General features: G+C 69.7%; 12 protein-coding genes. 8 read left to right on the top strand and 4 right to left on the bottom strand.

The features are described 5' to 3' along the window. Positions 1 to 63: 63 nt before the first annotated feature. A complete protein-coding gene (locus FPZ41_RS21380) occupies positions 64 to 501 on the bottom strand; it encodes a DUF3052 domain-containing protein (protein ID WP_322620530.1) in 438 nt (145 codons plus the stop codon). A gap of 437 nt (positions 502 to 938) precedes the next feature. Here FPZ41_RS21380 and aceE point away from each other — a divergent pair, with 437 nt between their 5' ends. Next, complete coding sequence (aceE, locus tag FPZ41_RS21370; RefSeq protein WP_322620529.1) at positions 939 to 3,686, top strand: pyruvate dehydrogenase (acetyl-transferring), homodimeric type; 2,748 nt, start codon at positions 939 to 941, stop codon at positions 3,684 to 3,686. Positions 3,687 to 4,024: 338 nt separating this feature from the next. Here the strand turns inward: aceE and FPZ41_RS21365 are convergent, their stop codons facing one another. Continuing rightward, positions 4,025 to 5,644, bottom strand: coding sequence for an MFS transporter (locus FPZ41_RS21365; protein ID WP_152864929.1), 1,620 nt, complete (start codon positions 5,642 to 5,644; stop codon positions 4,025 to 4,027). 173 nt (positions 5,645 to 5,817) lie between these two features. Here FPZ41_RS21365 and FPZ41_RS21360 point away from each other — a divergent pair, with 173 nt between their 5' ends. The 5 genes from FPZ41_RS21360 to FPZ41_RS21340 all read left to right on the top strand — a co-directional run bounded on the left by FPZ41_RS21360 (position 5,818) and on the right by FPZ41_RS21340 (position 10,897). Then, a complete protein-coding gene (locus tag FPZ41_RS21360) occupies positions 5,818 to 6,507 on the top strand; it encodes a TetR/AcrR family transcriptional regulator (protein WP_152864927.1) in 690 nt (229 codons plus the stop codon). 67 nt (positions 6,508 to 6,574) lie between these two features. Then, positions 6,575 to 7,792, top strand: coding sequence for an alpha/beta hydrolase (locus FPZ41_RS21355; RefSeq protein WP_322620528.1), 1,218 nt, complete (start codon positions 6,575 to 6,577; stop codon positions 7,790 to 7,792). A gap of 67 nt (positions 7,793 to 7,859) precedes the next feature. After that, positions 7,860 to 8,723 carry a DUF4429 domain-containing protein gene (locus FPZ41_RS21350; RefSeq protein WP_152864925.1) on the top strand — a complete coding sequence of 288 codons (864 nt, stop codon included), beginning with the start codon at positions 7,860 to 7,862 and terminating at the stop codon, positions 8,721 to 8,723. Positions 8,724 to 8,882: 159 nt separating this feature from the next. Continuing rightward, positions 8,883 to 10,214 carry a sensor histidine kinase gene (locus tag FPZ41_RS21345; RefSeq protein WP_152864923.1) on the top strand — a complete coding sequence of 444 codons (1,332 nt, stop codon included), beginning with the start codon at positions 8,883 to 8,885 and terminating at the stop codon, positions 10,212 to 10,214. Next, positions 10,211 to 10,897 carry a response regulator gene (locus FPZ41_RS21340; RefSeq protein ID WP_152864921.1) on the top strand — a complete coding sequence of 229 codons (687 nt, stop codon included), beginning with the start codon at positions 10,211 to 10,213 and terminating at the stop codon, positions 10,895 to 10,897. Before FPZ41_RS21345 ends, FPZ41_RS21340 begins: the two co-directional genes overlap by 4 nt. 29 nt (positions 10,898 to 10,926) lie before the next feature. Here FPZ41_RS21340 and FPZ41_RS21335 read toward each other — a convergent pair whose 3' ends face one another. Both FPZ41_RS21335 and FPZ41_RS21330 read right to left on the bottom strand, forming a co-directional pair. Beyond that, positions 10,927 to 11,943 carry an aldo/keto reductase gene (locus tag FPZ41_RS21335; protein WP_152864919.1) on the bottom strand — a complete coding sequence of 339 codons (1,017 nt, stop codon included), beginning with the start codon at positions 11,941 to 11,943 and terminating at the stop codon, positions 10,927 to 10,929. After that, positions 11,940 to 12,404: a MerR family transcriptional regulator gene (locus FPZ41_RS21330; RefSeq protein WP_131563366.1), complete on the bottom strand. Its 465-nt coding sequence runs from the start codon at positions 12,402 to 12,404 to the stop codon at positions 11,940 to 11,942. Before FPZ41_RS21330 ends, FPZ41_RS21335 begins: the two co-directional genes overlap by 4 nt. 108 nt (positions 12,405 to 12,512) lie before the next feature. Here FPZ41_RS21330 and FPZ41_RS21325 point away from each other — a divergent pair, with 108 nt between their 5' ends. Together FPZ41_RS21325 and FPZ41_RS21320 are read left to right on the top strand one after the other, a co-directional pair. Further along, on the top strand, positions 12,513 to 12,983 hold the full coding sequence (locus tag FPZ41_RS21325; protein ID WP_152864917.1) for a GNAT family N-acetyltransferase: 471 nt from the start codon (positions 12,513 to 12,515) through the stop codon (positions 12,981 to 12,983). Positions 12,984 to 13,002: 19 nt separating this feature from the next. Beyond that, positions 13,003 to 13,824 (top strand): serine hydrolase domain-containing protein, encoded by an 822-nt coding sequence (locus tag FPZ41_RS21320; protein ID WP_152864915.1) that lies wholly within the window; start codon positions 13,003 to 13,005, stop codon positions 13,822 to 13,824. The last annotated feature ends 152 nt before the right edge of the window (positions 13,825 to 13,976 follow it).

Here is a 13,976-nt window from a genome sequence, read left to right as displayed (position 1 = left end):
GGGGGCGGGGAAAACGGCCTACGGCCGCGCCCCGCCCCGGCACACCCACGCCCCGAAGGGCGCTCACCTCTTGGTCTTGGCCCCCTTCGGGGTCGCCAGACGGCTCCCGCTCCAGTCCTTGCCGACGCTCACACTCTTCATCGCCGACAGACCCGCCGTCGTCGCGGCTTCGGAGATGTCACTCGGCTCCACGTAGCCGTCCCGCCCCGTCTTGGGCGTCAGCAGCAGGATCGAGCCACCCTCTTCGATGTACGTGATGGCGTCCACCAGCACATCGGTCAGGTCGCCGTCCTCGTCGCGGAACCACAGCACCACGGCATCGGCCACGTCGTCATAGTCCTCGTCGACGAGCTCGCTGCCGACGACTTCCTCAATGGCCTCGCGGAGCTCCTGGTCGACGTCGTCGTCGTAGCCGATCTCCTGGACCACCTGCTCGGGCTGGAACCCCAGCCTTGCGGCAGGGTTCGTCCGCTCCTCCGCGTGGTCCGCGGTCGCGCTCACGGGTTGCCTCCTGATCATGTTCGGTGGGGTCGCCCCCAGGGAAGTTCAGCCACGCGCGTACGCGAAGCATTGGCCGTAGTCCACACGGGCGGGACGGATCGCGCAAGTACCCAGCCTTCGAGACCGCCGAAACGGTGACGATCCTGGCCGTGTCGCCGCAACTCCAGGCATGGAATCACAGTAGAGGGTGACACGCGCCACACTATCCTGCCCGATTTGCGCATTCGGTAACGATCCGAGGGTACGAAAGTCGAACGTCTTTGCGGAACGTGTCACAGCTCGGGCGTATCGTTGCGTTTCAGTCGGTCCTGCCCCAAGCGTCCGAGGAAACGTCCTGGTTACCTCACGGTAGAGATGACGTTACGCGCCCCCGAGGTACACGATGGGGAGCGGTGCAGGCACAGAGCAGAGTGGCCCTCCGACAGTGAAGGAACAGCGTGGCTTCCGGATCCGATCGCAATCCGATCATCATTGGCGGCCTCCCGAGTCAGGTCCCTGACTTCGATCCCGAGGAGACCCAGGAGTGGCTCGACTCGCTCGACGCCGCCGTGGACGAGCGCGGCCGTGAGCGCGCGCGCTATCTGATGCTCCGGCTGATCGAGCGGGCCCGCGAGAAGCGCGTGGCCGTGCCCGAGATGCGCAGCACGGACTACGTCAACACCATCGCCACCAAGGACGAGCCGTTCTTCCCGGGCAACGAGGACATCGAGCGGAAGATCCTCAACGCCACCCGGTGGAACGCCGCCGTGATGGTGTCGCGGGCCCAGCGGCCCGGCATCGGCGTCGGCGGGCACATCGCCACCTTCGCCTCGTCCGCCTCGCTGTACGACGTGGGCTTCAACCACTTCTTCCGCGGCAAGGACCGGGGCGACGGCGGCGACCAGATCTTCTTCCAGGGGCACGCCTCCCCCGGCATCTACGCCCGCGCGTTCCTCCTCGACCGGCTCGGCGAGCCGCACCTGGACGCGTTCCGGCAGGAGAAGTCCAAGTCGCCGTACGGGCTGTCGAGCTACCCGCACCCGCGGCTGATGCCCGACTTCTGGGAGTTCCCGACCGTGTCGATGGGCCTCGGCCCCATCGGCGCGATCTACCAGGCGCGGATGAACCGCTATCTGCAGGCGCGCGGGATCGCCGACACCTCCGAATCCCACGTATGGGCGTTCCTGGGCGACGGCGAGATGGACGAGCCGGAGTCGCTCGGCCAGCTGACCCTGGCCGCCCGCGAGGGCCTCGACAACCTGACCTTCGTCGTCAACTGCAACCTCCAGCGGCTGGACGGCCCGGTGCGCGGCAACGGCAAGGTCATCCAGGAGCTGGAGTCGGTCTTCCGGGGCGCCGGGTGGAACGTGATCAAGCTGGTCTGGGACCGGTCGTGGGACCCGCTGCTCGCCCAGGACCGCGACGGTGTGCTGGTCAACAAGATGAACACCACGCCGGACGGCCAGTTCCAGACGTACGCCACCGAGACCGGCGCGTACATCCGCGACCACTTCTTCGGCGGCGACCACCGGCTGCGCGCGATGGTCGCGAACATGACCGACGACCAGATCCTGCACCTGGGCCGTGGCGGTCACGACCACCGCAAGATCTACGCGGCGTACGCGGCGGCCCGCGCCCACAAGGGCCAGCCGACGGTCATCCTCGCCAAGACGGTCAAGGGCTGGACGCTCGGCCCGAACTTCGAGGGCCGCAACGCCACGCACCAGATGAAGAAGCTGACGGTCGCCGATCTGAAGCGTTTCCGCGACCGGCTTCATCTGCCCATCTCCGACAAGGAGTTGGAGTCCGGTCTTCCGCCGTACTACCACCCGGGGCGGAACTCCGAGGAGATCCAGTACATGCACGACCGCCGCAAGGGTCTCGATGGGTACGTCCCGACCCGTCTCGTGCGGTCGAAGCCCCTCGAACTGCCGGGCGACAAGACGTACGCGAGCGTGAAGAAGGGCTCGGGTCAGCAGTCGATCGCCACGACCATGGCGTTCGTCCGGCTGCTGAAGGACCTCATGCGGGACAAGGAGATCGGCAAGCGGTTCGTGCTGATCGCGCCCGACGAGTACCGCACGTTCGGCATGGACTCGTTCTTCCCGAGCGCGAAGATCTACAACCCGCTGGGCCAGCAGTACGAGTCGGTGGACCGCGATCTGCTCCTCACCTACAAGGAGTCGCCGACCGGCCAGATGCTGCACGACGGCATCTCGGAGGCGGGGTGCACCGCGTCGCTGATCGCCGCCGGTTCGTCGTACGCCACGCACGGCGAGCCCCTGATCCCGGTGTACGTCTTCTACTCGATGTTCGGTTTCCAGCGGACCGGCGACCAGTTCTGGCAGATGGGCGACCAGCTGGCGCGCGGTTTCGTCCTGGGTGCGACCGCCGGCCGTACGACGCTGACCGGTGAGGGCCTCCAGCACGCGGACGGCCACTCGCAGCTGCTCGCCTCCACCAACCCCGCGTGTGTCGCGTACGACCCGGCGTACGGGTTCGAGATCGCGCACATCGTGCAGGACGGTCTGCGCCGGATGTACGGCTCCTCCGAGGAGCACCCGCACGGCGAGGACGTCTTCTACTACCTGACCGTCTACAACGAGCCCATCCAGCACCCGGCCGAGCCCCGGAACGTGGACGTCGAGGGCATCCTCAAGGGCATCCACCGCTTCAGGGTCGGCGACTCGGGCAGCATCCCGGCGCAGATCATCGCGTCCGGTGTCGCCGTGCCGTGGGCGGTCGAGGCCCAGGCGATCCTCGCCGACGAGTGGAACGTGAGGGCGGACGTCTGGTCGGCGACCTCCTGGAACGAGCTGCGCCGTGAGGCCGTCGAGGTGGAGCGGCACAACCTGCTCCACCCCGAGGAGGAGCAGCTCGTTCCGTATGTGACGCGGAAACTGACGGGTGCCGAGGGTCCGTTCGTGGCCGTCTCCGACTGGATGCGGAGCGTTCCGGACCAGATCGCGCGGTGGGTGCCGGGCACGTACCAGTCGCTGGGCGCGGACGGCTTCGGCTTCGCCGACACCCGGGGTGCGGCACGGCGCTTCTTCCACATCGACGCGCAGTCGATCGTGGTCTCGGTGCTGACCGAGCTGGCGCGTGAGGGCCGGCTCGACCGGTCGGTGCTGAAGCAGGCGATCGACCGCTACCAGTTGCTGGACGTCTCGGCCGCCGATCCGGGGGCGGCGGGCGGCGACGCCTAGGAGTGCGCCCCTCGCGGGGCGCGCCTCCCCCGCATGTGAAGGGGCCTTCGGCAGCAGCCGAGGGCCCCTTTTTTGTCTACCGGTTTCTGTCTACCGGTTTCTGTCTACCGGTTTCTGACTACCGGCGCGCCGCCCCCCTCCGGCAGCGCGCCGCAGGACCGGTCCGTCCCCCATGCCGGCTGGGAGCCGACCCGGTTGACACACTGTGACCTGCGGCACGTGCCCAGGGCGACGGATCTTTAGCGTTGTCACCCTGATGAGGGAAAGTGCTCCCAAACCAGCCTGGACAAGACAAGGCATGACCAGGCAAGACCGAACAAGAATGGCCTGGATGAGGCCTAGATGTGGCCTATCCCCGCGCCCGCCTCGGCGTTCTCGCCACGCTTGGTCAGGAAGGCCACCAGAACGGCGACCCCCGCGACACCGGCGGCGACGAGGCTGGCGAGGCCCATGCCGGAGATGAACGTGTCGTGCGCGACCTCGGTGACCTTCGCGGCGATCTCCTCGGGCGTGCCCTTGGCGACGGGTGCCATACCGACCTGAACGGCCTCCGAGGCCTGGTCGAGCTGGGCCTCGGTGAGCGGCGGGAGACCCGCCTCCTTCCAGTTGCCCGGCAGGTCGCTGCCCACCTTGGAGGCCATCACGGCGCCCAGGACCGCCGTACCGAGGCTGCCGCCGATCTGCATCGCGGCCTGCTGGAGACCGCCGGCGACACCGGAGAGCTCCATCGGCGAGTTGCCCACGATGACCTCGGTGGCGCCCACCATGACCGGGGCGAGGCCGAGGCCGAGGAGTGCGAACCAGAGCGACATCACGGCGCTGCCGGTGTCCGTGTCCAGCGTGGACATGCCGTACATGGCGATCGCCGTGAGCGCCATGCCGCCGGCCAGCGGGACGCGGGGTCCCGCCTTGGTGATGAGGACGCCCGCGAGCGGGGAGCCGACGATCATCATGCCGGTGAGCGGCAGCAGGTGCAGTCCCGCGTCGATCGGGGTCATGCCGTGCACGTTCTGCAGGTAGAACGTGACGAAGAACAGGCCGCCCATGAACGCGATGGCCATGAGGATCATCAGGACGACGCCCGCCGAGACCGGGACCGAGCGGAACAGCCCCAGCGGGATCAGCGGCTCCTTCACCCTGGTCTCCCAGAGGGCGAAGAGCGCGAAGCCCAGCACGGACGCACCGAGGAAGGCCCAGGTCATACCGCCGCCCCAGCCCCAGTCCGGGGCCTTGATGAGCGCCCAGACCAGGCAGAACATGGCGGCCGACAGCAGGGCGATGCCCAGGATGTCGAAGGAGCGCGGAGCGTTCTCCGCGCGGTGGTCGAGCAGCATCCAGGCGCCGAGGGCCACGGCGAGGATGCCGACCGGGACGTTGACGAAGAAGACCGACTGCCAGTTGACGTGCTCGACCAGCACGCCGCCGAGGATCGGGCCGCCCGCGGTGGAGGCGCCGATGACCATGCCCCAGATGCCGAGCGCCATGTTCAGCTTCTCGGCCGGGAACGTGGCGCGCAGCAGACCGAGTGCGGCCGGCATGAGCAGCGCGCCGAACAGGCCCTGGAAGACGCGGAAGGTGACGACCATGGGGATGGAGTCGGACAGGCCGATGATCCCCGAGGCCAGCGCGAAGCCCACCACGCCGACGAGGAACGTCTGGCGGTGGCCGAAGCGGTCGCCGAGCTTGCCGGCGGTGATCAGGGTGACCGCGAGGGCGAGGAAGTAGCCGTTCGTGATCCACTGAACATCGGCGAAACTGGCGCCGAGGTCCTTCTGGATCTCCGGGTTGGCGATCGCCACGATGGTGCCGTCGAGGGCCACCATCATGACCCCTACGGCCACGGTTATGAGAGTGAACCAGGGGTGGCCGCGCAGGCCCTTGGAGGGCTGCTGCTCCGACGGGGCGACCGGGATCCCGTCCCCCGGCCCCGTCGTGTCGATGGTGGTCTGACTAGTCATACGGCCGAGATTAATGACAGCCACTGACATTTGACAAACCAATTCACAATTCGGTAACTGTCACGTCACTTACAAATAGGCTGAGCTCGGGAAACGTCCACCTGAGCCGCCCGGACAGACCGACCGGACAGACCATCCGGACAGACCGACCGGACCGTCGGAGAAGAGGGCTCATGAACACGGTGACCCGACCGGGACTGCGCGAGCGCAAGAAACAGCGCACCCGGGACGCGCTGCTGCAGGCCGCCCTGGAACTGTTCACCACCCAGGGGTACGAGCACACGACCGTCGACGAGATCACCGAGGCCGTCGACGTCTCGCAGCGCACCTTCTTCCGGTACTTCGCGGGCAAGGAGGACGCGGCGTTCGCCGTCCAGGACATCGCGCACACACGGTTCGCCGCGGCCGTGCGCGAACGCCCGGTCGACGAGACCCCGTTGGAGGCGCTGCGCAACGCCGTCCTGAAGGACTGGGACACCATCGCCGAGGCCGTCGAACAGGTCGTGCCGATCGAGCTCTACCTGCGCATGTGCCGACTGACCGAGTCGACGCCCGCACTCCTCGCCGCTCATCTGCGCCGTAGCGACGAGGTGGGCGAGGAGGTCGCGCGGGTCATCGCCGAACGCGAGGGGCTCGACGTGGACACCGATCCGCGGCCACGCGTGGCCGTGGCCGTGTTCGCCGGTGTGATCCGTGTCATGGAGCGGCGCTGGGGGCTGAGCGAGGACCTCGGCGCCACCGAGACCCGCGCGCTGACGGTCAGGTATCTCGACGCGGTGGGGCCCGTGTTGACGGAGAAGTGGCATGCGGACCGAGGAGCGGCCGACACGCCGGTGAACGCAAGGGGTCCGCAAAACACCTGAGTCCGAAACGTGATCCCCCTCACTTGGTTAACGCGAGACCCTTCCGTTCTCCTAGTGTGTCCTTTCAGTGACTTCCTTCGACACCTCTCCCCAACTCAACGTCTGGCGCGCAGTCCTCGCACTCGCCGTCGTGTTCGTCATGCTGGCGACCACCGGCTGGACCGCGATCCGCGACCACCGGGGGGCATCGCCGCTTCAGGCCTCGCTCTCCGCGTGGAACCACGGGCACATCGACGGCCACGCGCTGCCGGACGCCGACTCCTCCCCAGGTCGGCTCGCCCGCTTCTTCGCCTCGCTCACCGAACGGCAGCGCACCGACCTCGCCGACCGCTACCCACTCGCGGTCGGCAACATGAACGGCGCTCCCGTCGAGCTGCGCTACCGCGCGAACCACGTCGCGCTGGAGAAGCAGCGCGACATCGAGCTCGAACGTACGCACGACAAGCGGCTCTCCTCCCACGGTCAGTACGACGCGGGTCGCCGTATGAACCGCTTCGAGGACCTGATGCAGCCGGGCCGGCGGATCCTCGCCTTCGACCCCGAGGGCTCGGGCCGGGTCGCCGAGGTGTTCGGCGACCTCACCACGGCCGAGCGCGTCTCGGTGGTCGTGCCCGGCGTCGACACCGACGTGCTCACCTTCCAGCGCACGGTCCGCAGGTACTCGGCGCCCGCCGGCATGGGGAGCGCCCTGTACACGGCCGAGCGCGCGATCGCCCCCGCGACCCGTACGGCGGTGATCGCCTGGGCCGACTACACGGCGCCCAACGGGCTCGGCATGGAGGCGGCCACCGCGCTGCGCGCCGAGCAGGGCGCGGTCCGGCTCAACGCGCTGGTGCGCGCGCTGCCCGGCCACTCGCCCGTCGCGCTGTACTGCCACAGCTACGGCTCGGTGCTGTGCGGGGTCGCCGCGCGCCGGCTGCCCGCCCGGGTCTCCGACATCGCGGTGGCGGGCAGCCCCGGCATGCGCGTCGAGAAGGCGTCCCAGCTGCGCACCTCGGCCCAGGTCTGGGCGACCCGGGACGCCGACGACTGGATCCAGGACGTGCCGTACCTGGAGGTCGGCGGCCTCGGCCACGGCGCCGACCCGGTGTCCGCGGCGTTCGGGGCACGGGTACTGTCGGCGGACGGCGCGAGGGGCCACGCGGGCTACTTCGAGCCCGGCACCGAGAGCCTGCGCAACTTCGCCGAGATCGGTGTTGGCGCGTATCGCGCGGTGCACTGCGCACAGCAGGGACGCCAGGAAAACGCGTGTCAGGAGGGACTGCCCGCCGCCGTTGCGGCCTGACGCGCGTAGAGGACGAAGAAATCACCGGCTGCCGGAGGAGGGGACGAAGACGCGCCTCACGCATACGATGAGCCGCATGGGTGACGTTCTGGCTGGATTTCATGCCGCCTGGGAGTTCGAGTCGGACTCCGTACTCATCCGCTTCGAACGGGGAATCCGCACGCCGAAGCTGTTCCAGGCACTCGGCGAGCGGCGCATCCCGCTGGAAGCGATCGCGGCGGTGACGCTGACACCGGGGAAGCGCGGGACCGTCGTCCTGCACGCCGTGCCACGACCGGGCGCCGACCCCCTGATGGAGGCGGCCGCGGGCCAGCTCAAGGAGGCCGGCGACCCGTACCGGCTCGTCCTGCCCGCCGAGCGCGAGACCCTCGCCGAGTACTACGCGGACGAACTGCGCGCACGGATCACCGAGGACGAGAGCCCGGCGGAGCGGTACCTCGTGGCCCCGCCCCAGGCGCCGCTGCAGTTCAAGGCGTACGACGCGAAGGCCTCCTTCGACGGGAAGTCCGTGTCGTTCCGGTGGTTCTGGACGGGGGCCTCCTCGGCGAAGTGGAAGGCCGGCGACCAGAGATTTCCCGTCGCCGCGCTGAGCGGGGTCGAGTGGCGCTCCCCCGAGCTCTTCGAGGGGCATCTGCGACTGATCGGCCGCGACGGGGACGGGGCTCCGCCCCTTCAGGCCGACCAGGATCCCGCTTCCGTCGTGTTCGGGCTCGGGTACGGGCCGGTGCACGAGTCGCTGCCGTTCGCGGCCGCGGTCCTGGCGGCGGTGCGCTCCGCGGTGCCGGCCGGTGCGGTACCCGCGGCGGGGCCGCGGCGTGACCCCGCCGACATAGCCGACCGCATTCGGCACCTGGGCGAGCTGCACGAGGCGGGGCTGGTGACGGACGAGGAGTTCAGCACGAAGAAGGCGGAGCTGCTGGCGGAGCTCTAGCCGGCCGTCGTCGGCACGGCCCCGCGCCCCTGACGGGGCCGGGGCTCAGCCGTGGGCTCATGCCAGGGCTCGTACTCGGGCTCATACCTGGGTATGACATGAAGCCCGGCTCCCAGGTATGACGGCACTGCGAGGACCGCTGCCTAGGCTGTTGAGGTCATGAGCGGCGCGACTCCTCCTCCCGGCCGAAAGGTCCGCACCCCGCCGGAGCCCGTGCCCGGGCCACAGCCCGGGCGGGCGCCCAGGCGGTGGGTGCGGCGGCTGCCGTACGTGATCGTGCTGGGGTTCACCGCCAGCCTGATCCCCACCACCGCTCAGGTCCTCGGGAACGACTACGGCGTGAACGACGGGCTGGCCGGAGCGCTCGGGTTCGCCCAGGCCGGGCCGCTGCTGCTGGCCGTGAGACGCCCGCTGCAGGCGTGGTGGATCGTCATCGTGGCGGATGTCGTCGGGGCGGTCGCCGTGCTGCAGTCCGACGCCGTGGGCCGCCCCTCTCCCTGGACCCCCATGGTCATCGTGGGCTATCTGGTCCTGTGCGTCGCGCTGTCCCTGCGCGAGACGCGCCGTACGGTGCTCGGCGTCTGGCTGGTCACCACGGCCGCGTCTCTCGTACTGAGCGCGGGCCGGGACCCGGGCACCTCTGACGGCGGCACGGACGGCCCGAACACCGGCATCCTGCTCATCATCCTCAGCGGTGTCGTGCTGCTGCTCGGCTCGCTGGTGCGGGAGCGCGGCGAGACCCGGCGCCGGCTCGTCGAGCAGGAGGCCATCAGCGAGACCGAGCGGGCCCGGCGCACCCTCCTGGAGGAACGGGCGCGGATCGCACGGGAGTTGCACGACGTCGTGGCCCACCACATGACCGTGATCGCGGTCCAGGCGGACTCCGCCCCGTACCGGCTCTCCGGCGTGTCCGACGACGTGCGCGGGGAGTTCGAGTCGATAGCCGCCGGCGCCCGCGACTCGCTCGGCGAGATGCGGCGGCTGCTCCAGGTGCTGCGCAGCGAGGACGCGCAACAGGAACGGGCCCCGCAGCCGGGCCTCGACAAGCTGCACCAGCTCGTCGAGGCGACCACACGCGGTGGCGTCCCGGTGGAACTGTCCCTCCCCGAACCCGGCTCCCTCACGACGTCGACGAAACTGTCACCGGCCGTCGACCTGTCCGCGTACCGCATCGTCCAGGAGGCCCTGTCGAACGTCGTACGGCACGCCCCGGGCGCCACCGCCCACGTGTCGGTCTCCGCCGACGAGCGCCACCTGACGGTGCTCGTCGTCAACGGGCCCGCCGCGAAGCCCGTTTCGCGGCTGGAGTGGAGCGGCACCGGGCACGGCCTCGTCGGCATGGGCGAGCGCGTACGGTTGGTCGGCGGCACCCTCGATGCCGGGCCGCTGCCCGACGGGGGGTTCCGTGTGGCGGCGCGGCTCCCGATGACCACGCCCGACGAGCCCGATGAGCCCGATGAGCCCGACAAAAGGAGTCCGTCCTCCCCATGACCATCCGGGTGATCATCGTCGACGACCAGGCCATGGTGCGCGCCGGATTCGCCGCCCTGCTGGCCGCCCAGAGCGACATCGACGTCGTGGGCGAGGCCCCGGACGGCAAGCAGGGCGTCGAGCTGGCACTCCGAGCGCACCCCGACGTCGTCCTCATGGACGTACGGATGCCCGAAATGGACGGTCTGACGGCGGCGCGCGAACTGCTCGACCCGGGAGACTCTCAGGAAACCGAGTCGTACCGCCCGAAGGTGCTGATGCTGACCACCTTCGACGTGGACGACTACGTGTACGAGGCGCTGCGCGCCGGAGCGTCGGGGTTCCTCCTCAAGGACGCGCCCCCGGCCGACCTGATCGCGGCGGTACGCGTGGTGGCGGCGGGGGACGCGCTGCTCGCCCCGAAGGTGACGCGCCGTCTGATCGCCGACTTCGCGCAGTCGCGGCCCGCCCCGCGCAGGAAACGGGCGCTGCGGCTGAAGGGCCTGACCCCGCGCGAGACCGAGGTGCTGGAGCTGATCGCCCGCGGTCTGTCCAACCAGGAGATCGCGGACCATCTGGTGCTGGCCGAGCAGACGGTGAAGACCCACATCGGCCGCGTCCTCGCGAAGCTGGACCTGCGCGACCGCGCCCAGGCCGTGATCTTCGCCTATGAGTCGGGGCTGGTCACGCCCGGCGACCGGTAGCCGCCGGGCGTGGTGGCACGGCCGGGGCCCTACTCCCGGCCCGCCGAGGTGAACGACATGTCCGGGTAGCGCTCGCCCGCCACCTTGGCCGCGATCGGCTCCAGGAGGGCGAGCTCGTCGTCGGTGAGGACGATGCGCGTCGCGGCCACGTTCTCCTCCACCCTGCTGGCCTTGCGGGTGCCCGGGATGGGGACGACCGGCAGGCCGTGCACGCTCGCCTGCTGCTGCACCCAGGCGAGGGCGATCTGGCCGGGTGTGGCTCCGTGGGACTCGGCGACCGAGCGGACCGGCTCCAGGAGCGCCGCGTTGGCGGCCGCGTTGTCGCCGGTGAAACGGGGCATGAAACGGCGGAGGTCCTGGTCGGTCAGGTCCTTCTCGGCGTTCGAGAAGGAACCCGTCAGGAAGCCCCGGCCGAGCGGTGAGTACGGCACGAGGGCCACGCCCAGCTCGCTCGCGGCCGGGACGACACCCGCCTCGATGTCGCGGCTGAAGAGGGACCACTCCGACTGCACGGCCGCGATGGGGTGCACGGCCTGGGCGGCCCGCAGCTCGCTGCCGGTGACCTCGCTCAGCCCGAGGTGCTTCACCTTGCCCTCGCGGACCAGCTCGGCCATGGTGCCGACGCTCTCCTCGATCGGCACCTCCTGGTTCAGCCGGTGCATGTAGTAGAGGTCGATCGCCTCGACGTCCAGGCGCTTGAGGCTGACCTCCACGGCCTCACGGATGTACGGCGGGTCGTTGCGGATGATCCGCCGCGTGGGGTCGTCCGCCGGGATCGAGAGGGCGAACTTCGTGGCGATGACCACCTCGTCCCGGTGCGCCTTGAAGAAGGGGGACAGGAACTTCTCGTTCTCCCCCGCGCCGTACGCGTCGGCCGTGTCGTAGAGCGTGACACCCAGTTCCAGCGCCCGTTCCAGAGTGGCCCGCGACTCCTCGGCGTCCGAGGGGCCGTAGGCGAAACTCATGCCCATGCAGCCGAGGCCCTGTACGCCGACCTGGGGCCCGCCGTCGCCGAGCGCCACCTTCATGATCCTGCCGTTCGTCATCGGGAACCCTCCAACGCCAAGGCGCGCTCGGCGTCCGCGTAGAAATCGATCTTCCGGTCGAGCACCGCGAGCGTGCCCTGGAGTTCGGCGATCCTGGCCAGTACGTCCTCCCGGGTGGCCTTCAGCAACGCGAAGCGCTCCCCGTAGGTGTGGTCGCCCTCACGGACCAGTTCCGCGTACCGCACCATGTCCGCGACCGGCATACCGGTGAGCCGGAGCTTGCCGACGAGGTCCAGCCAGTCCAGGTCGCGATTGCTGTAGCGGCGCTGGCCGGTGTGGGAGCGGTCGATGTGCGGCATCAGCCCGATGCGCTCGTACCAGCGCAGGGTGTGCGCCGTCAGGCCGGTGAAGGCGGCGACCTCGCTGATCGTGTACTTGTCCTGACCGTCCGGCCGCCGGTCGGCGTGCCATGCGGTGGCACAGCTGGCGTTCCGGGTGCCTGTTGTCTCCATCACCGTCATGACCTCAACGCTAGAACCCTGGAGTGAACTCGAAGCAAGCGGAACCGGAGGAAATAACCTGGGAAATTCCCACGACGGCCTGCGGCTCCACTGGCTACCGTTCACCTCATGAGTCTCGTACGCCGTGCCGTCGCCGAGGACGCGGAGGAAGTCCTGCGTCTGCGGCAGGTGATGATCGATGCGGTGGGTGGGGCGGACACGTCCGCCGACTGGCAGACGGAGTCCCTGCCGACGATTCGCGCCAAGCTCGCCGACACGGACGGGACCTTCGCGGCCTTCGTGGTCGACCATCCCGAGAAGCCCGGGGCGCTCGCCGCGCTGGTGGTCGGGACGATCGAGTACCGGATCGGGCGGGCCCGGAACCCGCACGGCACCATCGGGTACGTGTTCAGCGTCGCCACCGACCCGGACCAGCGCCGCCGGGGCCACGCCCGCGCCTGCATGGAGGTTCTCCTCGACTGGTTCCGTGAGAAGGGCGCAGGTCAGGTCGACCTCACCGCCTCCGCCGAGGCCCGGCCGCTGTACGCCTCGCTCGGTTTCCGGCGCACACCCGACCCCTTGATGCGGCTGCGTTTCTGAGCCGCCTAGTCTCGTACACATGTCCCTTGAGAGCCTGACGTTGATCGAGAACTGGCCGGTGTCCACGGCCGCGGCGGCCGTCGTGCGCGCGGACGGCACCGTCCTCGGGTCGTACGGCCCGACCGGGCACCGTTTCCCGCTGGCCTCGGTCACGAAGCCGCTCGCCGCGTACGCCGTGCTGGTCGCGTACGAGGAGGGGGCCGTGGAACTGGACGAGCCGGCGGGCCCGCCCGGCTCCACGGTCCGGCATCTCCTCGCTCACACCTCCGGGCTGGCGTTCGACGAGCACCGGGTGACGTCCGCGCCCGGGGAGCGGCGGCTGTACTCGAACGCGGGGTTCGAGGTGCTGGGGGACCATGTGGCGAAGGCGACGGACATCCCGTTCGCCGAGTATCTGCGGCAGGCGGTGCTGGAGCCGCTCGGGATGACGTCCACGACGCTCGACGGCTCGCCCGCCAAGGACGGGGTCTCGACGGTGGACGATCTGGTGCGGTTCGCGGCGGAGGTGCAGGCGCCGCGGCTGCTCGACCCTCGGACGGTCGCGGAGGCGATGACGGTCCACTACCCGGGCACGAAGGGCGTCCTGCCGGGTTACGGGCACCAGAACCCCAACGACTGGGGCCTCGGCTTCGAGATCCGCGACTCCAAGTCCCCGCACTGGACGGGGACTTCGTCCTCGCCGCGCACCTTCGGCCACTTCGGCCAGTCGGGCACGTTCCTGTGGGTCGATCCGGTGGTGGGTGCGGCGTGCGTGGCGTTGACGGACCGTGCGTTCGGGCCGTGGGCTATCGAGGCGTGGACGCCGTTCACGGATGCGGTGCTGTCCGAGTTGCACAGCTGACGCCATCCCCTGGCCGACTGCACCAGTCGCGTCATTCACGCCACCAGAGTGCAACCGACTGATCACTCTCGGCTACGGAAACCCGGCGGGACGGCGCCTCGCGTTTCGCAAGTGGGCCCCTGACCGGCGATGATGCCGACCAGGGGCAACCG

The organism is Streptomyces acidicola (genome assembly GCF_009377235.1).
Taxonomy (GTDB): Bacteria; Actinomycetota; Actinomycetes; order Streptomycetales; family Streptomycetaceae; genus Streptomyces; species Streptomyces acidicola.
Note: the sequence above shows the minus strand (reverse complement) of the source record. Positions and strands in the feature narration are given on the sequence as shown.

What these genes read in the sequence shown, in the direction of transcription:
- FPZ41_RS21335 (WP_152864919.1), bottom strand. Translation starts at nt 11,943, where the DNA reads ATGACGAACGGCAGGATCATGAAGGTGGCGCTCGGCGACGGCGGGCCC.
- FPZ41_RS21320 (WP_152864915.1), top strand. Translation starts at nt 13,003, where the DNA reads ATGTCCCTTGAGAGCCTGACGTTGATCGAGAACTGGCCGGTGTCCACG.
- FPZ41_RS21350 (WP_152864925.1), top strand. Translation starts at nt 7,860, where the DNA reads ATGAGCCGCATGGGTGACGTTCTGGCTGGATTTCATGCCGCCTGGGAG.
- FPZ41_RS21325 (WP_152864917.1), top strand. Translation starts at nt 12,513, where the DNA reads ATGAGTCTCGTACGCCGTGCCGTCGCCGAGGACGCGGAGGAAGTCCTG.
- FPZ41_RS21365 (WP_152864929.1), bottom strand. Translation starts at nt 5,644, where the DNA reads ATGACTAGTCAGACCACCATCGACACGACGGGGCCGGGGGACGGGATC.
- FPZ41_RS21345 (WP_152864923.1), top strand. Translation starts at nt 8,883, where the DNA reads ATGAGCGGCGCGACTCCTCCTCCCGGCCGAAAGGTCCGCACCCCGCCG.
- FPZ41_RS21360 (WP_152864927.1), top strand. Translation starts at nt 5,818, where the DNA reads ATGAACACGGTGACCCGACCGGGACTGCGCGAGCGCAAGAAACAGCGC.
- FPZ41_RS21340 (WP_152864921.1), top strand. Translation starts at nt 10,211, where the DNA reads ATGACCATCCGGGTGATCATCGTCGACGACCAGGCCATGGTGCGCGCC.
- FPZ41_RS21330 (WP_131563366.1), bottom strand. Translation starts at nt 12,404, where the DNA reads ATGACGGTGATGGAGACAACAGGCACCCGGAACGCCAGCTGTGCCACC.